We start from the raw sequence: 21,921 nt of genomic DNA on the forward strand, positions 1-21,921 counted from the left end.
AGGACCGCGACGACGAAGTCGACGAGCCGGGCGTGCGCGTCGTGCAGGTCGGCGGCCAGGGACGCGACGTGGTCCCAGTCCTGCTCGATCTGCTGCGTGCTCCGGCTCTGCTCCATACCCTTGATCGTACAGGTGTTCGAACGCCCGGAAAAGCCTTGTCCACACCAAATCCATTGCAGCGCAGACGTTTTCACCAAAGTACGCGCCTCAGCGACATGACCGCGCCGGCGGTTCGAAGAGCTCGGCAGAGGCGCCCCGGCGGCCATCAGCTCCTCGTGCGTGCCGTCCTCCGACTCGTCGAGCGGCATGCCACGAGTCCGAGCACGGTCCCCCTGTCGTCGTGCACGCTGACTCGTCTCCGATCGACCCGACCCACCCCCAGGGCGCCCCCCGTTAACGTGGGGCGCATGCCAGACAACGCGATCGTCGGCACGTCGTGGGTGGTCCAGGAGCTCGGCGGCGCCGTCACGTCCGACCCGAAGCCTGAGCTGGCGTTCGGCGACGACGGCCGGCTCACCGGCACCACCGGCGTCAACCGGGTCATGGGGCGCTATGAGGTCGCCGAGGGACTGCTCACCGTGGCCGATGCCGCGACGACCCGCATGGCCGGCCCACCCGAGGCGATGGGGCAGGAGGAGCGGCTGCTCGCCCTCCTCGACGCACCCCAGGCCTTCGTCGTCACGGGTGACCGGCTCGAGGTCGGCGACGGCGAGACCCTCGCTGTGCTCGTGCGCCCGAGGGTCCAGCCCGGCTGAGGCCACGAGAGCCGTCCGGCGTCGGTTAGCGTGGATCGCATGACGGGCCAGCCGTACTGGGAGAGCCCCGTGGACAAGCAGATCCGCGAGGCGCAGGAGCGTGGGGAGTTCGACAACCTGCCGGGTGCCGGCAAACCCCTCGACCTCAGCGACTCGGGCGATCCCGACTGGTGGGTCAAGCGCTTCGCGGCCCGCGAGAACCTCGACCTCGGGGGTGCCCTGCCGGGGGCGCTGGGGCTGCGCAAGGAGGCCGCGGGCTATCCGGAGTCGCTCGTCGACGTCCGCACCGAGGCGCAGGTCCGCGAGGTCATCGAGGACTACAACAAGCGCGTCCTCGCCGACCGGCTGCGGCCCGCGGTCGGCAACCTGCCGCCGCTCATCGCCAAGACCCTCGACGTCGACGAGATGGTCGGGCGCTGGCGGCCGCTGCGCGCCGCGTTCGAGGAGCAGCAGCGGGCCGCGCGTGAGGAGAAGGCCGCCGCGGCTCGCACCGCTGCGCTCGAGACCCGACCGTCCTGGTGGCGCCGCCTCTTCGGAGGCTGACCAAACCGGCCGACGCTGACCAAGGCTCACCCAGGCTGAACGCGCCCTACCCAACCGGCCGCCCGCGTGTCACGATCACGGGGAGCCGTGACCCCACGCGTACGACCTCGCGCGGGGCCACCCGTCGCAAAGGTGCGCATGTCCACTGCCTCCGGACTCGAAGYGGCCCTGACTGCGTTCGAGGACCCCGCAGCCAAGGCCCGGGACCTGCTGCGCCTGCACCGAGCGTGGGCGCACACCCACGAGGTGCCCGCCGGCGCCCGGGGCGTCGTCGCCCGCTCGTGGCTGCGGCAGACTCCCGAGGGCGACAAGATCTCGACGCCGATCTCCGACCATGCGCTGCTCGCCCGGCGCGAGCGCTCGCGCCTGCTCGCCTCCGTCGTTCCCGTCCTCAAGGACCGCCTCCTCCCGCTCGCGCACGAGGCCGGCAACGAGCTCGTCATCAGCGACGACGAGGGCTACCCGCTGTGGATGTTCGGCCCGTCGCCGATCCGCCGGCGCAGCGACGGCCTCGGCTTCGTCGAGGGCGCCCGCTGGCGCGAGGGTGACGTCGGCACCAACTCGCTCGGCACCGCGATGGAGGAGCGCCGACCCGTCCAGATCTTCGGCCCCGAGCACGCGCGAGAGGACCAGCACGCGTGGGTGTGCACGAGCGCCCCGATCCTCGACCGTCGGGCGCGGACGCCGCTCGGCGTCGTCACGCTGAGCGGGGCCTTCCGCACCGCCCACCCGCACACGCTCATGCTCGTGACCATGGCCGTCCGTGAGGCCGTCGACACGCTCGCCGGCCAGCACGAGCGCGACCTGCGCCGGGTCGCCCGCGCCAGCGAGCCGTATGCCGGGTCTGGCCGTTTCGTCGTCGTCGACCGTCACGGGTGGGTGGCGCGGGCGGAGGGCTACGGCGTCGGCGAGCGTGTCTGGGTGCCGGGCAGCCTGCGCGAGGGCACGGTGTGGGTCCCCGAGATCGGGCAGGTCCGGGCCGAGGCCATCACCGGCGGCTGGGTGCTCCACGAGGCGGTCAGTGCCCCGGCGTCCGTCGAGGTCGTGCGCCACCCGAGCCCGCGCCTCCTCGTCACGACCGCGGGGTCGACCGTCGAGATCGCCCTGTCCGAGCGGCATGCCGAGATCGTCGCCCTCCTCGCGCACCATCCCGCCGGGCTCGACACCGCCGCCCTCATGGCCCTGCTCGACGGCGCGACGACGCCCGTGACGATCCGGGCCGAGATGTCGCGCCTGCGCAAGCGCCTCGGCGGCCTCGTCGAGAGCCGGCCCTACCGCCTCACCACGCCCGCGACGGTGCGGACCGACGCGACCTGAGCACCCGGCATACGCCATCGGGGGCGACCTGCAACGTTCTGCAACCCTGTCCGGCGACCTCATCCGCTCCTAGCGTCAGCACCACGACCCCACCACGTGGACAAAGGAGTTGGCGATGGGTGAGCAGTTGACGGCGAGCCAGTGGCTCGGGAGTTTCGGGGACGCGCTGGCCTCCGGCGAGGTCGACCGGGTGACCGGTCTCTTCGGCGACGAGTGCTACTGGCGCGACCTCATCAGCATGACGTGGAACATCCACACGTCCGAGGGGCGCGAGCAGGTCGCCGACATGCTGGCCGGCATCGAGCCCGGCGCGTGGCCCACCGACATCGTGGCGACGAGCGAGTCCGAGGCCGACGGCGTCCACGAGGCGTGGTTCACCTTCGGCAACGCCACCTTCACGGGCAAGGGCCTGGTCCGCGTCCGCGACGGCCTGGCCTGGACCCTGCTGACGAGCGCACAGTCGCTCAAGGACCACCCCGAGCCGTCCGGTACGCGCCGTCCCCGTGGCGCCGAGCACGGCGTCAACGTCTCGACCGAGAACTGGCTCGACAAGCGGCAGCAGGAGGTCGAGTCCTTCGGCGTCGACGCCGAGCCCTACGTCCTCGTCGTCGGCGGCGGCCAGGGCGGCATCGGCCTCGCCGCGCGGCTCAAGCGTCTCGGCGTGCCGACGCTCGTCGTCGACAAGTACCCACGGCCCGGCGACCAGTGGCGCAGCCGCTACCACTCGCTGTGCCTGCACGACCCGGTCTGGTACGACCACATGCCCTACCTGCCCTTCCCCGACCACTGGCCCGTCTTCACGCCCAAGGACAAGATGGGCGACTGGCTCGAGAGCTACACGAAAGTCATGGAGCTCGACTACTGGAGCAACAGCGAGGCGACGTCGGCGACCTTCGACCCCGAGACCGGGGCATGGACCGTGCACGTGACCCGCGAGGGGCGCGAGGTCGTGCTCCACCCGGCGCAGCTCGTCCTCGCCACCGGCATGAGCGGCATCGCCAACGTGCCGACGCTGCCCGGGCAGGACGTCTTCCAGGGCGACCAGCACCACAGCAGCAAGCACCCGGGCGGCGCGCGTTACGCCGGCAAGAAGGTCGTCGTCATCGGCTCGAACAACTCGGCCCACGACATCTGTGCCGACCTGTGGCAGAACGGCGCCGAGCCGACCATGCTCCAACGGTCGAGCACGCACATCGTGCGGTCCGACTCGCTCATGGACCAGGTCCTCGGCCCGCTCTACTCCGAGGAGGCCGTCGCGAGCGGGATCGACCACGACACCGCCGACCTCGTCTTCGCCTCGATCCCCTACAAGATCCTCGCCGACTTCCAGCGGCCGGCCTTCGACGCGATCCGTGAGCAGGACAAGGACTTCTACGCCGCGCTCGAGGCGGCCGGCTTCGACCTCGACTTCGGTGACGACGACTCGGGGCTCTTCCTCAAGTACCTTCGGCGCGGCTCGGGCTACTACATCGACATCGGTGCCTCAGAGCTCGTCGCGAAGGGCGCGATCCGGCTCGTCCGCGGGCAGGTCGACCACCTGGCCGAGCACGCTGTCGTCCTCACCGACGGCACGGAGCTCGAGGCCGACGCCGTCGTCTACGCGACGGGCTACGGCTCGATGAACGGCTGGGCCGCCCGGCTCATCAGCCAGGACGTCGCCGACGCGGTCGGCAAGTGCTGGGGGCTCGGCTCCGACACGACGAAGGACCCGGGCCCCTGGCAGGGCGAGCTGCGCAACATGTGGAAGCCCACGCGACAGGACAACCTGTGGTTCCACGGGGGCAACCTGCACCAGTCGCGGCACTACTCCCGCTACCTCGCGATGCAGCTCAAGGCCCGGATGGAGGGCATCGACACGCCCGTCTACGCCCTCGCGGAGACCCACCACCTGGCGTGAGTCTGGGTGAAGTCTGGGAGTTCCATGCCATTTCGATGGAAATGCCCTCGCGGCGGGTCGCCAGACCCCCGCGGGGGCACGCCCGGGACTACGGTCGAGCGGCCCACCCGCACCGCACACCCAGCAGCCCCAGAGGTGAACCCATGAGGCGTCCCACCCCCAGATCCACCGGCCTCGCCGTCGCAGCCGTCGGCTCGATCATCGGCTCCCTGGTCGTCGCCAGCGCGTCCCCGGCCCTCGCCCACGGCGACGCCGGCGGCCGCCACGACCAGACCCTGACCCCGCGCACCCACTTCGTCATGGCCGCCGACGGCTCGAGCGGCGCCCGCGCCGACGGCGCCGGCATCCCCAACATCGACTCGGTCAAGAAGACGATCTACAGCTACTACGGAGACCCCGGCACGGGCCTGGCCAACCGGACGAGCTCGCCCTACATCTCCGAGATGGGCCGGATCACGGGCGGTCTCCGGGCCCAGCTCAAGCGGACGTATGCCGCCGCGGAGCGAGCGGGCACGAAGCCGGCCATCGTGCTCGACGCCGACGACACGACGCTCTGGACCTACGACATGGAGGTCGCGGACATGAAGTTCGTCTTCGACCCCGTGCGCCAGGACTACTGGGTCCAGCACCAGCTCTTCCCGGCGACGCCGACCATGGTCGACCTCGTCAACGAGGCCGACGCCATGGGTTTCACGATCTTCGGCCTGACCGGCCGGGGCGCGGCCCAGAAGGACGCGACGATCGGCAACCTCAAGGACGTCGGCTACAACGCCTTCACCCCCGACCACTACTTCACGAAGTGGGCCGGGTCGACGCCGCCGGCGTACATCACGTGCGCCACGGCCAAGTGCACGACCGTCGAGTACAAGGCCGGCACGCGCAAGCACATCGAGCAGGACCTCGGCTACGACATCGTCCTCAACATCGGCGACCAGTGGTCCGACCTGCAGGGCGGACACGCCGACCGCAACGTCAAGCTGCCCAACCCGACGTACTACCTCCCGTCGCCCGACCTGCCCGGGGTCAGCGAGCCCCGCCTCGCGCCGCGCACCCACTTCACGATGAAGCCGGACGGCTCGAGCGGCCTCACCGAGAGCGGTGAGGGCATCCCCAACATCGACTCGGTCAAGAAGACGATCGCCACCTACTACGGCGACCCCGGCACCGGCATCGCTGGCAAGACGAGCTCGCCGTACATCACCGAGCTCGCCGCCCTCGAGCGTCGCACGACCCAGCGGCTCGTCAACGAGTGCCGGCAGGGCGCCCGCTCCGGCTCGAAGCCGGCCGTCGTCTTCGACGCCGACGACACGACCCTGTGGACCTACGACATGGAGGTGGCGGACATGAAGTTCGTCTTCAACCCCGTGCGCCAGGACTACTGGGTCCAGAACAAGCTCTTCCCGGCCACGCCCGGGATGCCCGCTGTCGTCAAGGCCGTCGCCGACTCCGGGTGCACGGTCATCGGTCTCACGGGTCGCAACACCGGCCAGAAGGCCGCGACGCTCGCCAACCTCCACGAGCAGGGCTACCCGCAGTTCAGCGACGACCTCTACTTCACGAAGTGGCGCTCGAGCGAGACGCCGCCGGCCTACATGCAGGGCCACTGCAAGGCCTATCCGACGTGCACGACCATCGAGTACAAGTCGACGACCCGCGCCCACATCGAGCAGGACCTCGGCTACGACGTCGTCGCCAACCTCGGCGACCAGTACAGCGACCTCATCGGCGGCCACGCCGACCGTGCGGTCCAGCTGCCCAACCCGACGTACTACCTGCCCTGAGCAGCCGGCCCCGACGGGCCAGCACCACGTATGCCGTCACGGCCGTCACCGACGGGCGTGACGGCATACGTCGTCGTGGGCGCCGTTGCGGCTCAGTGCCGCTGGGAGTCCTCGTGCGCGACGAAGCGCACCAGGTCGGCGACGGAGTCGACGATCCGGCTCGGGCGGTAAGGGAAGTGCTCGACCTGCTCGCGGCTCGTCGAGCCGGTGAGGACGAGGACGGTACGCAGGCCCGCCTCGAGCCCGCTGATGATGTCGGTGTCCATCCGGTCGCCGACCATGATCGTCGTCTCGGAGTGCGCGTCGAGGCGGTTGAGGGCGCTGCGCATCATGAGCGGGTTCGGCTTGCCGATGTAGTAGGGCTGGCGACCGGTGGCCGTCGAGATGAGGGCGGCGACCGAGCCGGTGGCGGGGAGGGTGCCGGCCGGGCTCGGGCCGCTCGGGTCGGGGTTCGTCGCGATGAAGCGGGCGCCCTTCTCGATCAAGCGGATCGCGCGGGTGATGGCCTCGAACGAGTAGGTGCGCGTCTCGCCGAGCACGACGTAGTCGGGGTCGCGGTCGGTCATGACGTAGCCGACGTCGTGCATCGCCGTCGTCAGGCCCGCCTCGCCGACGACGTAGGCCGAGCCGCCGGGGCGCTGCTCGGCGAGGAACTGGGCCGTGGCCAGGGCGGAGGTCCAGATCGCCTCCTCCGGCACGTCGATGCCGCTGCGGAGCAGCCGGGCGCGCAGGTCGCGCGGCGTGAAGATCGAGTTGTTCGTCAGGACGAGGAAGCTTCGGCCGGACTCCTTGAGCGCCGTGACGAACTCGGCGGCTCCGGCGATCGCGTCCTCCTCGTGCACGAGGACGCCGTCCATGTCGGTGAGCCACGTCTCGACGGGCCGGTGATCGCTCATGGACCCCATTGTGGCGGGTCGGGCCGCCGTGCCGCAGGTCCGGCGTGCGTCACGCCTGGACTGACGAGCGAAGCGAGCGCAGCGAGCCAGTCGAGGAGGGAAGGCGGGACGTCATCGAGCGCCGGACGCGCGAGCGAAGCGAGCCGACAGCTCAGGACGCCGACTGGGCGATGGCGAGATCGACGCGGTCGGCCGTCAGGGCGTGCTGGATGACCATCGTGGCCGCGCCGATGACGCCGGCCTGCACGCCGGTGGTGGCCGGCACGATCTGGAGCACGCCGGTGGCGAGGGGGAGCGAGCGGCCGTAGACGACCTCGCGCACGCCGGCGATGAGGCTCTCGCCCGCCTGGACGAGCGAACCGCCGATGACGATGACCGAGGGGTTGAGCAGGCTGACGCACGTGGCGAGCACCTCGCCGATGGTGCGCCCGGCCTGACGCACCGCGAGGGCGGCGGGGATGTTGCCGCCCCGGACGAGGTCGACGATGTCCTTGTTGGACTCGGCGACGATGTCGATCTCCTTGAGCGCCTTGGAGATCGCCGGCCCGCTGGCGACCGCCTCGAGGCAGCCGACGTTGCCGCACGAGCACAGCACCTCGGGGGCGTGCGGCGCCGCGACGTGGCCGAGGTCGCCGGCCGCGCCCACCGCCCCGCGGTGCAGGCGCCCGCCGCTGATGATGCCGGCGCCGATACCCGTGGCGACCTTGACGAAGAGGAGGTGCTCGACGTCGGGGTGGGCCATCGCGTGCTCGCCGAGCGCCATGATGTTGACGTCGTTGTCGACGAGGACCGGCACGTCGAAGTCGCGGCGCAGGTGGGCCGGCACGTCGTAGCCGTCCCAGCCGGGCATGATCGGCGGTCGCATCGGGCGGCCGCTCGAGTGCTCGACCGGCCCCGGCACGCCGATGCCGATGCCGATGAGGTCTCGGGGCTCGCGGCCCGCCTGCTCGAGAAGCCGGCGGGTCGTCGCGACGAGCCAGTCGAGGACGACCTCGGGGCCGTCGGTGATGTCGAGGTTCTCGCCGATCTCGCAGATCGGACGGCCGCTGAGGTCGGTCAGGGCGACCCGTCCGTGCGTCGCGCCGATGTCCGCGCCGACGACGACGCGGGCCTCGGGGTTGAAGGCGAAGCGGACGGGAGGTCGGCCGCCGGTGCTCACCGCCTCGCCGCTGGGCGCGAGCAGACCGGTGGCGAGCAGCGCGTCGACGCGGGCGCCGACCGTCGAACGGGCGAGTCCCGTGAGCTTGGCGAGCTCGGCCCGGGTGCGTGGCGTCTCGTCGCGCAGCAGCTGCAGCAGCTCGCCGGCTCCGCTCACGGCGGTGGCGGCATACGCGGACGACGATGGCTCTGGACGCACGTTTCAAGTCAAGCACACACGGCTTCGGTATGTCATGCGACGGCTTTCGTGTCTCACCGTCAAAACTTTTGCTTGACGTGCCGACAAAAGTGGGTCACGGTGTGACGCATGGAATCTCGACGGCGAGATGTAGCAGGCGCCCCTCTCCTGCGAATGACGAACGTGGTCAAGCGTTTTCCCGGGGTCGTGGCCCTGGGTGGCGTCGACCTCGACGTGCGGCCCGGTGAGGTGCACTGCCTGCTCGGCCAGAACGGCGCCGGCAAGAGCACCCTCATCAAGGTGCTCGCCGGCGTCCACGAGCCCAACGAGGGCACCATCGAATGGGCCGGCGAGGCGGTCACCCTGCACCACCCGCAGGCGGCGATGGACCTCGGCGTCGCGACGATGTACCAGGAGCTCGACCTCGTCGAGGGACTCACCGTCGCCGAGAACATCTTCCTCGGGCACGAGCCCACGCGCTTCGGGTTCTCCCAGCGCACCGCCGCCCGCCGCGAGGCAGCCCGGCTGCTCGCCCGTCTCGGCCACCCCGAGATCTCGCCCGCCGCCGAGGTCGGCACCCTCTCGGCAGCCTCGTGCCAGATCGTCAGCATGGCCCGCGCCCTCTCCCGCGACGCGCAGCTCATCGTCATGGACGAACCGTCCGCGGTGCTCGACGCGGGCGAGGTCGCGCAGCTCTTCCGCGTCATCCGCGAGGTCACCGACCAGGGCGTCGCCGTCGTCTACATCTCCCACCGTCTCGAGGAGATCCGCGAGATCGGCGACCGCGTCACGGTGCTCAAGGACGGCAAGACGGTCGCGACCGGGCTCGACGCCAAGTCCACCCCGACGCAGGAGCTCATCCGACTCATGACGGGTCGCTCCATCGAGTACGTCTTCCCGCCCAAGCCCGAGGTCGTCGTCGACGCCGAGCCCGTCCTCCGTGTCGAGGGCCTCAGCCGGGCCGGCGAGTTCGGCTCGGTCAGCTTCGACGTGCGACCCGGTGAGGTCGTCGGGCTCGCAGGTCTCGTCGGTTCGGGACGCAGCGAGGTCGTCGAGACGATCTTCGGAGCCCGCAAGGCCACGAGCGGCACGGTCACCGTCGACGGCACGGTGGTGCGCGGCGGGTCCGTCGCGGCTGCGGTCGCCGCCGGGATCGGCCTGTGCCCCGAGGAGCGCAAGAGCCAGGCGCTCGTCCTGGGCGCCTCGCTCGCCTCGAACATCACGCTCGCGACGCTCCCGCGCTTCTCGCGGGGCGGCCTGCTCGACGGCTCGGCCGAGGTCGAAGCCGCCGAGGAGCTGCTCGAGTCGCTCGACGTTCGCCCGCGCGGCGTGCATCGCGAGTCGCGCACCCTCTCCGGCGGCAACCAGCAGAAGGTCGTCCTGGCCCGCTGGCTGCTCCGCGGCTGCAAGGTGCTGCTCCTCGACGAGCCCACCCGTGGCGTCGACGTCGGCGCCCGGTCCGAGATCTACGCCCTGATCCGCCGCCTCACCGACGAGGGCGTGGCCGTCGTCGTCGTCTCCAGCGAGATCCCCGAGGTCCTGGGGCTGTCCAACCGGGTGCTGGTCCTCGCCGACCGCACCGTCCGTCACGAGGGACCGGCCGACGAGCTCGATGAGCACGCCGTCCTCGACATCATCCTGAAGGGAGACGCGGCATGAGCGCCGACGTCACGAAGGCCGACCAGGCAGGGGAGTCCGCCGCCGGCCGCGCCGAGGGGGACACCACGTCCACCCCGAGCGGACCAGCGGTCGGTGGTGCCGCACCACGACGGGACGGCGGCCTCGCCGGCTTCCTCAGCGGGCCGGCCGGCCGCAACGCGGGCCTCGTGCTCGCCCTCGTGCTCCTCGTGGTGGTCGGCATCATCACGGCGGGCGACCGCTTCGCCAGCCCCGAGAACGCCCTGACGATCCTGCGCCTCGGCTCGGTCATCGGTGTCGTCAGCGTCGGGATGACGTTCGTCATCTCCGGGGGCGGCATCGACCTGTCGGTCGGCGCCATCGTCGCCCTCTCGTCGGTCTGGGCCACGACGGTGGCCACGCAGACGATGGCGGCGAACATCCACTGGATCGTCATGGTCATCGCGGCGCTCGTCGTGGGCGCCGTCTGCGGACTCGTCAACGGGGTGCTCATCGCGTACGGCCGGATGGCCCCGTTCATCGCGACCCTCGCGATGCTCGCCGCCGCCCGTGGTCTCGCGGAGATCATCGCCAAGCGCCGCACCCAGATCATCCGCGACCGTGGCTTCATCGAGTTCTTCGGCGGCAGCGTCCTCGGCATCCCCGTCCTCGTCATCATGTTCGCGATCGTCGCCGTCGTCGGCTGGGTCCTGCTCAACCGCACGACCTTCGGCCGACGCACCCTGGCCATCGGCGGCAACCCCGAGGCGGCCCGACTCGCGGGCATCCGGGTGCAGCGGCAGACGATGTACCTCTACATCCTGCTCGGTGTGGCCTGCGGCATCGCGGCCGTGATGATCATGGCTCGCACGACGACCGGCACCTCGACGCACGGCACGCTCTACGAGCTCGACGCCATCGCGGCCGTCGTCATCGGCGGCACGCTCCTCAGCGGCGGTCGCGGCACCATCGTCGGCACCGTCCTCGGCGTCCTCATCTTCACGACGCTCACCAACGTCTTCACGCTCAACAACCTCGACACGTCGACGCAGGCGGTGGCCAAGGGGGCGATCATCGTCGCCGCCGTCCTGCTCCAGCAGCGGGTCTCCCGCACCAGGTCGGGCTAGCCAGCCCGGTCGACAGCACCACCAGCACGGCAGAGCACCACACACCGCACCACCCATCTTCGCTCACATAGGAGTCAGCGTGTCCGCATCACTCTCCCGTCCGACCAAGCGCCTCGCCGTCCTGGCGATCGCCATGAGCTCCGCGCTCGTCGCCGCCGGGTGCACGAGCAACGACCCGGCCACGACTCCCGCGGCCTCCACGCAGCAGACCGGCAGCAACGCCTCGAGCGACAACGACGCCCCCGGCAAGAAGGTCGTCATCGGCTTCTCCGGGCCCGCGGCCGACCACGGCTGGCTCGCCGCCGTCAACAACTCGGCCCAGGCCGAGGCCAAGAAGTACAGCGACATCGAGCTCAAGTCGGCCGAGGGCACCAACGACGCCAGCCTCCAGATCAGCCAGATCGAGACCTTCATCAACGACAAGGTCGACGCGATCGTGCTGCTGCCGACCGACGGCGCCGCGCTCACCGAGGTCGCCACTAAGGCGATGCAGGCCGGCATCCCGGTCATCAACGTCGACCGCGAGTTCTCGAGCCCGTTCGCCGCCCGCGCGACGGTCCTCGGGGACAACTACGGGATGGGTGTCTCCGCCGGCACCTACGCCTGCAAGATCGTCAAGGACAAGAACCTCACCAACCCCGTCATCGCGGAGATCGCCGGCATCGACGCCCTGCCCCTGACGCAGGACCGGTCGAAGGGTTTCGCCGACGCGCTCAAGGCCTGCAACCAGACCGTCGACAACCGCGTCGCGGCCGAGTTCACGGTCGAGTCCGGCGAGAAGCAGGCGTCCAACCTGCTCCAGGCCGCTCCGAAGATCGACGTCCTGTGGAACCACGACGACGACCAGGGTGTCGGCGTCATGGCCGCGCTCGACCAGGCCAACCGGCACGAGATGGCCTTCATCGGCGGGGCCGGTTCGGCCAACGCGATGCGCTGGATCCAGGAGGGCAAGATGGAGGCCACGGTTATCTACCCGCCGACCCAGGCCGCCGACGGCATCAAGCTCGCGCGCCTCATCGCCCAGGGCAAGGGCCTGAGCGACCTCGTCCAGGTCGAGGTGCCCAACCGCATCGTCCTCAACGCGCCCGTCGTGACCAAGGAGAACGTCGAGCAGTACCTGCCCCTCGGCTTCGAGTCCTGATCGGGTCGGTGCTCGCGCCACCGTCAGCGGTACCACCCCACGTCGGATGTGAGGACGTCATGAGCACACCCAGCAAGCCCACCCTCGGGGTCGGGATGATCGGCTACGCCTTCATGGGGCGGGCCCACTCCCAGGCCTGGCGCAACGTGCGCAGCTACTTCGACGTGCCGGCCGCGCCGGGTCTCGTCGCCGTGGCCGGGCGCAACGAGGCGGCCGCCCGGGACACGGCCGACCGCTTCGGCTGGGCGTCGGTCGAGACCGACTGGCGGCGCCTGCTCGAGCGTGACGACATCGACATCATCGACATCTGCACGCCGGGCGACACCCACGCCGAGATCGCGGTCGCCGCCCTCGAGGCAGGCAAGCACGTGCTCTGCGAGAAGCCCCTCGCCAACTCGGTCGGGGAGGCCGAGGCGATGGTCCTGGCCGCCGAGGCGGCCCGGTCGCGGGGGGTCCGCTCGATGGTGGGCTTCACCTATCGCCGGGTCCCGGCCATCGCGTATGCGCGTCGCCTCGTCGAGGAGGGACGGCTCGGCCGCATCCTCCACGTCCGGGGCGCCTACCTGCAGGACTGGCTCGTCGACGCGCAGTCACCGCTCACCTGGCGGCTCCAGAAGGAGCGCGCCGGCTCCGGGGCGCTCGGCGACATCGGAGCGCACATCGTCGACCTCGCCCAGTTCGTGACGGGCGAGCACCTCACGGGTGTCAGCGCGCTCACCGAGACCTTCGTCCGCGAGCGTCCGATCGCCGACCCGACGACCGTCGGCACCGGCGGGATCAGCGCCTCGGCCGCCCAGAACGGCTCAGCCACCACGGGACCGGTGACCGTCGACGACGCCGCGGTCCTCGTGTCGAGGATGAGCGGAGGGGCCCTCGCGACCTTCGAGGCGACCCGCTTCGCGAACGGCCGCAAGAACGCGATCCGCCTGGAGATCAACGGGACCGAGGGCTCCATCGCCTTCGACTTCGAGGACATGAACGTCCTGCACGTCTTCGACGGTCGCGTCCCGAGCCGGGACGCCGGCTTCACCCGGGTGCTCGTCACCGAGTCCAGCCACCCCTACGTGGCGTCCTGGTGGCCGCCCGGTCACGTGCTCGGCTACGAGCACGGCTTCACCCACCAGGCGGTCGACCTGCTGACCGCCATCGCCGAGGGCACCGACCCCCGGCCTTCCTTCTCCGACGGGCTCCAGGTGCAGCGGATCCTGTCGGCGGTCGAGACCAGCGTGGAGCGGGAGGGGTCCTGGACCCCGATCGACGGGGCCCACGCGACGTCGCCGGCCATGTCCTGAACGTTGCGGAAGGCACCCGACCTCGCCCCAAAGACAAGGAGATTCAGCCCAACCGCACGTCTCGTCTCTGTCACCCCCTGAAGGAGCACGCTCACATGCACGACAATGACGTCAACCCGCTCAAGCTCGTCAGCAAGCTCGGCCTCAACCGTCGCCAGTTCTTCGCGGCCACGACGGGCGTCGCCGCCGCCGTGACCCTGACCGGGACGGCGGCCAAGGCCGCTACCGGCGCGAACGGCGTCCTCATCCCCGCCCCTCGCCGCGGCATCATCCTCTACACCGTGCGTGACGCGGTCGGGCGCGACCCGCTCACCTCGCCGTACGCCTCCGGCTTCAAGGAGGTGCTCACCGAGCTCTCCTCGATCGGCTACCGCCAGATCGAGTTCGCCGGGCTCCGGCAGCACGCCAACGCGGAGGGCGGCGCCGACCTCGGCACCGTCGCCGGTGCCACCCAGCTGCGCGCCTGGCTGGACGACCTCGGCCTGCAGGCGGAGGGCAACCACGGCTCCGTCCCGTCGACGATCACGGACGCCAACATCGCCGCGTTCGACACGGCCTGCGAGATCGCCAACATCCTCGGCATGGGCCACATCGGCACGGGCAGCGACCCGACGAGCAGCGCCTACGTCGCCGACTGGGAGGCTGCCGCGGCGCGGTGGGACTTCTACGGCGAGCGGGCATCCCGTCACGGTCTCAAGCTCTACACGCACAACCACGACATCGCCTACAGCTTCCTGCTCGACAGCGGGCCGCTCGACGCGACTGGTCGGCCGACGCGGTCGTCCGGCATCCGTCGCCTCGAGCACTTCCTCGCCAACACCGACCCGAAGCACGTCTACCTCGAGATGGACATCTACTGGGCGCACGTCGCGCAGTACAAGCACAAGACGTACACAGCCCCCGACGGGTCCGTCGTCACGTCGATCTTCGACCCGGCCGCCGTCGTCGCCGCCCAGACCAAGCGCTTCCCGCTCTTCCACGCCAAGGACGGCAAGGTCGACACGACGCAGGCCAACGGCTACGTCATGGCCCCGTTCGGTCAGGGCGACATCGACTACTCGACGTTCCTGCGTCGGGTCGGTGCCAAGGGCTCGCACAACCCGATGTGGGAGATGGACACCGCCCCGGGCAACGCGACGACGGCACCGAACCAGTCGATGGAGCTCTCGAAGGTCAGCTACGACGGCATGGCCGCCCTGCGCGGCTGACGTCGTCCGGTGCCCCACGGGGCCCGAAGCACGAAACGCCGACCCCCGGGGAGTGCAGTGCCGTTGCAGCGGCGCGCTCCCCGGGGACCGGCTTCGCCCGTCTCTGTCAAGAAGGACGTACCGATGAATGCTACTTCGCGATCCACGGCGAGGAGGCTGGTTGCCACAACTGCGGCAGCCGTCCTCGCCTGCACGGCGCTCGGCGCCGTGGCCACCCTCCCTGCCCAGGCTCACGACGGGGTCGACCACGGCTCCGAGCCGGCGCTCGACTGGTCTAACTACGAGAAGATCACGCTCACCAAGGACACCGGTGAGCCGATCGACATGGCAGTGCTGCCCGACCGTCGCGTGCTGACGACCGCCCGCAACGGCGACGTTCGACTCGTCGACCCGGTGTCCGGTGTCACGAAGGTCGTCAACACCCTCCCGGTCTACAACAACTCGGAGGACGGCCTCCAGACCGTCACCCTCGACCCGGACTTCGAGACGAACAAGTGGGTCTACCTCTACTACGCGCCCAAGACGATGACGGCGCCCTACGTCACGACGACGCCGACAGGGTCGGCGCCCAACAGCCTGCCCGCCGGCGCTGACGCCTCCTACTGGGACCAGTGGAAGGGTTACAACCAGCTGAGCCGCTTCAGGTGGGACGACGCGAACAACAAGCTCGACCTCGCGAGCGAGCAGGCCATCATCAAGGTCGAGACGCAGCGCGGTCAGTGCTGCCACGTCGCCGGTGACGTCGACTTCGACGCCGACGGCAACCTCTACCTCTCGACCGGTGACAACACTCCGGCGAGCGCGCCGGGCGCCAACGGCTTCGCGCCGAACAACAACGCTCCCGGCTTCAACCCCGGCTTCGACTCGCGCCGCGGCGCCGGCAACACGAACGACCTGCGGGGCAAGATCCTGCGCATCCACCCCGAGGCCGACGGGTCCTACACGATCCCGGCGGGCAACCTCTTCGCACCGGGCACGCCCAAGACGCGCCCGGAGATCTTCGTCATGGGCGTGCGAAACCCGTTCCGCATCGACGTCGACTCTGCGACGAACTCCGTCTCCTGGGGTGACTACGGTCCCGACGCCGGAGCCCCGGACCCGCAGCGCGGCCCGATGGGTTACGTCGAGTGGCAGACCACGGCCATCGACAAACCGATCAACGGCGGCTGGCCCTACTGCCACGGCCCGAACGCCAACTACAACGAGTGGAACTTCGCGACCGCGACCCCCGGCCCGTGGTTCGACTGCGACGCCGGCGCGAAGAACACCTCGACGTGGAACACCGGCCTCGCCCAGGTGCCGCCGGCCACGGCGCCGACGCTCTACTACGGCGACAACAACACCCACCAGCCGTGGCCCGAGCTCACCGACTTCGACCCGCAGGGTGGCCAGGGCCCGATGGGTGGACCCGTCTACCACTTCGACGCGACGAACACCTCGACGACGAAGTTCCCTGCGTACTGGGACAAGAAGGCCTTCTTCGCCGAGTTCTCGCAGGACTACCTCGCGGTCTTCGACGTGAAGTGGCCCAACGGACCCGTCAACCACATCCAGCACTTCCTGCCCAACCGTGACCTGGAGACCAACGGCCAGCCGATCACCGACAGCCCGATCGACATCGAGTTCGGCCCGGACGGCTCGCTCTACGTCCTCGACTACGGCGACGGCTTCTTCCGCCAGAACCCCGACGCGGGTCTCTACCGCATCGACTACGCGCCGGGCAACAAGGCGCCGCAGGCCCGCATCAAGGCCACCCCGGTGAGCAGCAGCAGCGCACCGCTGACCGTCACCTTCGACGGCTCGGCTTCGGTCGACCCCGAGGGTGGGGCCCTCACCTACGAGTGGGACTTCGACGGTGACGGCACCTTCGACGCCACCGGAGCATCCGCGCAGTACACCTACACCACCCTCGGTCGCTACAGCGCCCGGCTCCGGGTCACCGACCCGGAGGGCAAGCACGGTCTCACGAGCACCGTCATCAGCGTCGGCAACGTCGCTCCGACGGTGAACGTCACCACCCCGCCCAACGGCGCCTTCTTCGACTGGGGCCAGGCGGTGCCGTTCAACGTCACGACCGCCGACCCCGAGGACGGCACCGCGACCGTGTGCTCCCGCGTCTCGTGGACCTTCGGTCTGGGCCATGACGCGCACGCCCACCCGCTGAGCCAGGGCACGGGCTGCCAGTTCGCGATCCCGACCCCGGCCGACGCGACCCAGCACGGCGAGACCGAGAACATCTTCGGCGTCGTCGTCATCACCTACACCGACAACGGGGCGAACGGCCTGCCCGGTGCGACCACCACCGAGCAGCTCATCCTCAACCCGAAGAAGCAGGAGGCCGAGTGGGCCGACGCCTCGCAGGGTGTGGAGATCACGGCCGACGACACGGCGAGCGGCCTGCGCAAGGTCACCTCGTTCGACGCCGGTGACTGGCTCGCCTGGGACCCGGCGAACCTCGTGGGCATCACCGGTGTGAAGGCACGCGCCACGGGCACCGGCACCCTGTCGCTCCGGTGGGACTCGCCGACGGCGGCTCCCTTCGGGACCATCGCGGTGAACGGCTCCGGCTGGACCGACGCGGCAGCGACGCTGTCGTCGAAGCCCAGCGGGACGGGGCGTCTCTACGTCACCTCCACCGGCGGAGTCGTGCTCGACTCCCTCACCTTCACCGGTGACGGCGTCGCCGACGTCACGCCTCCCACCGTCTCGGTGACCCTGAGCCCGGCGACGCCGAACGGTGCGAACGGCTGGTACACGAGCAACGTCACCGTGACGGTCAACGCGAGCGACAACGGCACCGTCGCCTCGCGCCAGCGCTCCACCGACGGTGGGGCCACGTGGGTCAACGCCAACACGGCGCTGACGATCTCGACCGAGGGCACGACGACGGTGCTCTACCGCGCCACCGACAACGGCGGCAACGTCTCGCAGGTCGGGTCGGTGACGGTCAAGCTCGACAAGACCCAGCCGGCGGTCGCCGTGTCCGGGGTGACCGGCGGCGCCACCGTCGGCAACTCCGGTGACGTGACGTGGACGGCGACGGACGCGACGAGCGGCATCGACACCGTGACCGCCACGGTCGACGGCACCCCGGTCGCGGCCGACAAGCCGCTCGCCCTGTGGACGCTCTCGCTGGGCAACCACACCCTCGTCGTCACGGCGAAGGACAAGGCCGGTCTCGAGCGCAGCACGACGGTGACCTTCACGACCCGCACGTCGCTGATGACGCTCACCGCGCTGACGGAGCGGCTGTCCCGCGAGGGACTCGTCACCCCGTCCGGCGAGAAGGAGCTCGAGAAGCGTCTCCAGCAGGCCGAGAAGCACGTCGCCGGTGGTCGCACAGCGGCAGCGATCTCGCAGCTCGAGGGCTTCGTCGCGGCAGCGAAGTCCAGCTCCAACGTCCGCGACGCGGCGGCCTCGGCCGCCCTGCAGCGCGACGCCAACGCGGTCATCGCCTCGCTGCGCTGACCCATCCCGGTGGCCCGGCGGCGGGCACACGCCCCCGCCGCCGGGCCACCGGCCCCACCACGTAGAGGAGAACGACCATGACGGACGCACGAACCGGACTCTGGCTCGTCGGCGCACGCGGCTCGGTCGCCACGACCGTCGCCACCGGCCTCGCCCTCATCACCGCCGGCGGTGCCGGACCTGACGGGCTCGTCACCGAGCAACCCGACCTGGCCGGCGCCGGCCTCGTCCCGCTCGACCACCTCGTCGTCGGCGGCCACGACGTCGCCGACGTGCCGCTCGCCAAGCGCGCAGCGCAGCTCGCCGACGCCGGCGTCATCCCGCACACCGCTCTCGCGCTCGTCTCCGACGAGCTCGACCGCACCTGCAGCCGGATCCGCCACGGACACCGGGACGCCGAGGAGCGTCAGGCGGACGCCGTCGAGCGGCTGGCCGCCGACATCCGCGCGTTCGCGCAGGCCGAGTCGCTGGCACGCGTCGTCGTCGTCAACGTCAGCTCGACCGAGCCGGTCATCAGCGACGACCCCGCGCACGCCTCGCTCGCCGCGCTCGAGCAGGCCTGGGCCGCAGGGGAGTCCCCGCTCCCACCGAGCGCCGTCTACGCGGCGGCCGCGTTCACGGCGGGAGCCGCGTTCGTCGACTTCACCCCCTCGACGGGTGCGCGCCTGCCTGCGCTCGAGGAGCTCGCCCAGCGCCACGGCGTGCCGTGGGGCGGCAGCGACGGCAAGACGGGCGAGACCCTCGTCAAGTCGGTCCTCGCGCCGATGTTCGCCGCCCGCGCGCTCCGGGTCCGCTCCTGGGCCGGCACCAACCTCCTCGGCGGCGGTGACGGTGCCACGCTCGCCGACCCCGAGGCGATGGAGAGCAAGGCCCGCAGCAAGGCCCGCGGCCTCGAGGCGATGCTCGGCCACCCCGTCGACGGCCCGGTCCACATCGACAACATCGCCGACCTCGGCGACTGGAAGACGGCCTGGGACCACCTGACCTTCTCCGGCTTCCTCGGCACGAGGATGTCGATGCAGTTCACCTGGCAGGGCTGCGACTCGGCCCTGGCCGCGCCGCTCGTCATCGATCTCGCGCGCCTCGCCGACCTCGCCCTGCGACGCGGGGAGGTGGGCCCGCTGCCGGCCCTCGGCTTCTTCTTCAAGGACCCGGTCGGCTCCGACGAGCACCGCCTCTTCGAGCAGCAACGGGTGCTGACCGCCTGGGCGACCGCGTCGTGACGACCCTGCGCGACCTCGTGGAGCTGGTGCGCGCACCGGCCGCCCTCACCGTGCCCGGCGACACCCTCGCGGGTGCGGCGAGCGCGGGCTGGCCGGCCGGCGCGCGCTCGGCGGCGCTACCGGTCGCCTCGACGTGCCTCTACTGGGCGGGGATGGCGCTCAACGACTGGGCCGACCGGCGCACCGACGCGGTCGAGCGTCCGGAGCGACCCATCCCGTCCGGTCGCGTGCCGGCGCGGACGGCCCTCGCCGTCGCCACCGGGCTCACCGTCACCGGTGTCGCCGTTGCCGCGGCGGCCGGCGGACGTCGATCGGCCATGTCGGCCGCCGTGCTCGCCGCAGCGGTCTGGGCCTACGACCTCTCCCCGAAGCAGGGGCCGGTCAGCGTCGCCACGATGGCCTCGACGCGCGGGCTCGACGTGCTCCTCGGCGCCAGTGCCGGCGGCCTGCCCGGCCTGCGTGCCGCCGCCGTCCCGGCCACCCTCGTCGCCGTCCACACCGCCGGCGTCACGGCCCTGAGCCGCGGCGAGGTCCACGGCGGGTCGACCGGTCTCGCCCGGGCCTGCGTCGCCGCGACCGCGGTCGTCGCCACGGCCTCGGCGCTGCGACAGGTCCCCGCGTCCGGTCGCGGACGCGCTGGGGGAGCGCTCGGCGCCGCGGTCTCCGTGGCCCTCACGGGGGCGTATGCCGTGAGCGTCCTCCGCGCCCAGCTCGCCGCCGCGCGCACCCCCGACGCCGGCACGGTCCGCCGGGCCACGGGTGCCGGCATCCGTGGCCTCGTGCCGCTCCAGGGCGCGGCTCTCGCGGCGACCGGCCACCACGCGGCCGCCCTCGGCCTCGCCGCATCCGCGCCGGTCGGTGCGGCGGCGATGAGGCGGGTGTCGGCGACATGAGCCTCCACTTCGGCTACGGCCTCAACGGCTTCACCGACCACCGGCTCGGCGATGCGCTCGCGCTCCTCGCCGACCTCGGCTACGACGGCGTCGCCCTGACCCTCGACCACGCCCACCTCGACCCCTTCGCGCCCGACCTGGCCGGCCGCGCGGCCCGGGCCGGGGCCGTGCTGGAGCGTCATGGGCTGGCGGTCGTCGTCGAGACAGGGGCCCGCTACGTGCTCGACCCGCGTCACAAGCACGAGCCCACCCTCGTGTCCCAGAGCGGCCGCGACAGACGGATCGACTTGCTGGAGAGAGCGATCCGCGTCGCCGCGGAGGTCGGCTCGCCCGTCGTGTCCTTCTGGAGCGGCATCGCGCCGCGTGGCACGAGCCGGGACGAGCTCTGGGCCCGCGTCGAGGCCGGCGTCGCCGCCCTGCTGCCCGTCGCCGAGTCCCACGGTGTCGACCTGGCCCTCGAGCCCGAGCCGGGCATGTTCGTCGAGCGCATCGCCGACGTGCTCGAGCTGCGGCGTCGTCTCGACTCACCCGACCGGCTGCGCCTGACGATCGACGTCGGTCACCTGCGCTGCACCGAGGACGCCGAACCGGCAGCCTGCATCCTCGGTGCGGGTGATCTCGTCGCCAACGTCCAGATCGACGACATGCGGCGCGGCGTCCACGAGCACCTGCCCTTCGGGGAGGGCGAGGTGGACGTCCCCCCGGTGCTCGCCGCGCTGGAGGCCATCGAGTTCGCCGGCCTCGTCGCCGTCGAGCTGCCCCGCCACTCGCACGCCGCCCCGGCGCTGGCCGCCTCGAGCCTCACGTTCCTCCGCGACGCCGCCCGACGACCCCAGGAGGTGGGCCGATGAGCCCGGTGACCACGCAGGACGCGATCGTCCAGGTGGCGTCCGATCCCGACACCATCGACCGTCACTTCCCGGCGGCCGCACGCACCGCGGCCCGCGAGGGCCTCGACGGCGACGTGGCGCGCGAGGCGCTGCTGCTCGCGGTGCCCGGCCCGGCGGCATACGTCGTCGACGCCGTGCGTCGCGTGTACGACCACGGCGACGCGGCCGAGCGGCGCGCGGTGCTGCTCGCGCTGCCCGCGCTCGACGCACCCGACCGCGCAAACGCCATCGGTGACGGCGCGCTCCCGATCRTGCGGGATGCCCTGCGCACCAACGACACCCGCCTCGTCGCAGCTGCGCTGGGTCCGTATGCGGCCGCGCACCTCGACGCCGACGCCTGGCGCCAGGCGGTGCTCAAGGTCCTCTTCACCGGCATCCCCGTCGAGCAGGTCGCCGGCCTCGCCGAGCGCGCCGACGACGAGCTGGCCCGGATGGTCCGCGACTACGCCGCCGAGCGCGAGGCCGCCGGTCGCGTCGTGACCCCGGACGCCCGAACGGTCCTCGACCTCTCCCTTGCCCACCGAGCCGACTGAGGAG

At 71.3% G+C, this 21,921-nt stretch carries 17 protein-coding genes; 15 read left to right on the forward strand and 2 right to left on the reverse strand.

The window, feature by feature from the left end:
• Nucleotides 1-407: 407 nt before the first annotated feature.
• From AB4Y83_RS18075 to AB4Y83_RS18095, 5 genes are all read left to right on the forward strand, one after another.
• Nucleotides 408-755: an META domain-containing protein gene (locus AB4Y83_RS18075; RefSeq protein WP_442297715.1), complete on the forward strand. Its 348-nt coding sequence runs from the start codon at nucleotides 408-410 to the stop codon at nucleotides 753-755.
• 39 nt (nucleotides 756-794) lie between these two features.
• Entirely contained in the window at nucleotides 795-1,298 is a 504-nt protein-coding gene (locus AB4Y83_RS18080; protein WP_442297716.1) for a J-domain-containing protein, read from the forward strand.
• A 138-nt stretch (nucleotides 1,299-1,436) separates the two neighbouring features.
• The gene (locus AB4Y83_RS18085; protein WP_442297717.1) at nucleotides 1,437-2,615 is read left to right on the forward strand and encodes a helix-turn-helix domain-containing protein; all 1,179 of its coding nucleotides are present in this window, start codon (nucleotides 1,437-1,439) and stop codon (nucleotides 2,613-2,615) included.
• 115 nt (nucleotides 2,616-2,730) lie between these two features.
• Nucleotides 2,731-4,512 carry a flavin-containing monooxygenase gene (locus tag AB4Y83_RS18090; RefSeq protein ID WP_442297718.1) on the forward strand — a complete coding sequence of 594 codons (1,782 nt, stop codon included), beginning with the start codon at nucleotides 2,731-2,733 and terminating at the stop codon, nucleotides 4,510-4,512.
• A 143-nt stretch (nucleotides 4,513-4,655) separates the two neighbouring features.
• Nucleotides 4,656-6,293 carry an HAD family acid phosphatase gene (locus tag AB4Y83_RS18095; RefSeq protein ID WP_442297719.1) on the forward strand — a complete coding sequence of 546 codons (1,638 nt, stop codon included), beginning with the start codon at nucleotides 4,656-4,658 and terminating at the stop codon, nucleotides 6,291-6,293.
• 92 nt (nucleotides 6,294-6,385) lie between these two features.
• Here the strand turns inward: AB4Y83_RS18095 and AB4Y83_RS18100 are convergent, their stop codons facing one another.
• The gene (locus AB4Y83_RS18100; protein WP_442297720.1) at nucleotides 6,386-7,198 is read right to left on the reverse strand and encodes an HAD-IIA family hydrolase; all 813 of its coding nucleotides are present in this window, start codon (nucleotides 7,196-7,198) and stop codon (nucleotides 6,386-6,388) included.
• A 142-nt stretch (nucleotides 7,199-7,340) separates the two neighbouring features.
• Complete coding sequence (locus tag AB4Y83_RS18105; RefSeq protein WP_442297721.1) at nucleotides 7,341-8,546, reverse strand: ROK family protein; 1,206 nt, start codon at nucleotides 8,544-8,546, stop codon at nucleotides 7,341-7,343.
• Between the two features lie 153 nt (nucleotides 8,547-8,699).
• Between AB4Y83_RS18105 and AB4Y83_RS18110 the strand changes: the two genes are divergently transcribed.
• The 10 genes from AB4Y83_RS18110 (at nucleotide 8,700) to AB4Y83_RS18155 (ending at nucleotide 21,917) form a co-directional block, all read left to right on the forward strand.
• Complete coding sequence (locus AB4Y83_RS18110; RefSeq protein WP_442297722.1) at nucleotides 8,700-10,184, forward strand: sugar ABC transporter ATP-binding protein; 1,485 nt, start codon at nucleotides 8,700-8,702, stop codon at nucleotides 10,182-10,184.
• On the forward strand, nucleotides 10,181-11,269 hold the full coding sequence (locus AB4Y83_RS18115) for an ABC transporter permease (protein ID WP_442297723.1): 1,089 nt from the start codon (nucleotides 10,181-10,183) through the stop codon (nucleotides 11,267-11,269). Before AB4Y83_RS18110 ends, AB4Y83_RS18115 begins: the two co-directional genes overlap by 4 nt.
• A gap of 79 nt (nucleotides 11,270-11,348) precedes the next feature.
• Nucleotides 11,349-12,410 (forward strand): substrate-binding domain-containing protein, encoded by a 1,062-nt coding sequence (locus AB4Y83_RS18120; RefSeq protein WP_442297724.1) that lies wholly within the window; start codon nucleotides 11,349-11,351, stop codon nucleotides 12,408-12,410.
• 59 nt (nucleotides 12,411-12,469) lie between these two features.
• Nucleotides 12,470-13,702 (forward strand): Gfo/Idh/MocA family protein, encoded by a 1,233-nt coding sequence (locus AB4Y83_RS18125; protein ID WP_442297725.1) that lies wholly within the window; start codon nucleotides 12,470-12,472, stop codon nucleotides 13,700-13,702.
• 95 nt (nucleotides 13,703-13,797) lie between these two features.
• Nucleotides 13,798-14,910, forward strand: coding sequence for a sugar phosphate isomerase/epimerase family protein (locus AB4Y83_RS18130; RefSeq protein ID WP_442297726.1), 1,113 nt, complete (start codon nucleotides 13,798-13,800; stop codon nucleotides 14,908-14,910).
• Between the two features lie 123 nt (nucleotides 14,911-15,033).
• On the forward strand, nucleotides 15,034-18,378 hold the full coding sequence (locus AB4Y83_RS18135; RefSeq protein ID WP_442297727.1) for a PQQ-dependent sugar dehydrogenase: 3,345 nt from the start codon (nucleotides 15,034-15,036) through the stop codon (nucleotides 18,376-18,378).
• A gap of 77 nt (nucleotides 18,379-18,455) precedes the next feature.
• Nucleotides 18,456-19,601, forward strand: a complete 1,146-nt coding sequence (locus tag AB4Y83_RS18140) for an inositol-3-phosphate synthase (protein WP_442297728.1) — start codon at nucleotides 18,456-18,458, stop codon at nucleotides 19,599-19,601.
• A complete protein-coding gene (locus AB4Y83_RS18145; protein WP_442297729.1) occupies nucleotides 19,598-20,494 on the forward strand; it encodes an SCO3242 family prenyltransferase in 897 nt (298 codons plus the stop codon). Before AB4Y83_RS18140 ends, AB4Y83_RS18145 begins: the two co-directional genes overlap by 4 nt.
• Nucleotides 20,491-21,345, forward strand: a complete 855-nt coding sequence (locus AB4Y83_RS18150) for a sugar phosphate isomerase/epimerase family protein (RefSeq protein WP_442297730.1) — start codon at nucleotides 20,491-20,493, stop codon at nucleotides 21,343-21,345. Before AB4Y83_RS18145 ends, AB4Y83_RS18150 begins: the two co-directional genes overlap by 4 nt.
• The gene (locus tag AB4Y83_RS18155; RefSeq protein ID WP_442297731.1) at nucleotides 21,342-21,917 is read left to right on the forward strand and encodes an EboA domain-containing protein; all 576 of its coding nucleotides are present in this window, start codon (nucleotides 21,342-21,344) and stop codon (nucleotides 21,915-21,917) included. The genes AB4Y83_RS18150 and AB4Y83_RS18155 overlap by 4 nt, the downstream gene beginning before the upstream one ends.
• Nucleotides 21,918-21,921: the final 4 nt, after the last annotated feature.

This window comes from Terrabacter sp. RAF57 (assembly GCF_052113925.1).
In the GTDB taxonomy this organism is placed as follows: domain Bacteria; phylum Actinomycetota; class Actinomycetes; order Actinomycetales; family Dermatophilaceae; genus Terrabacter.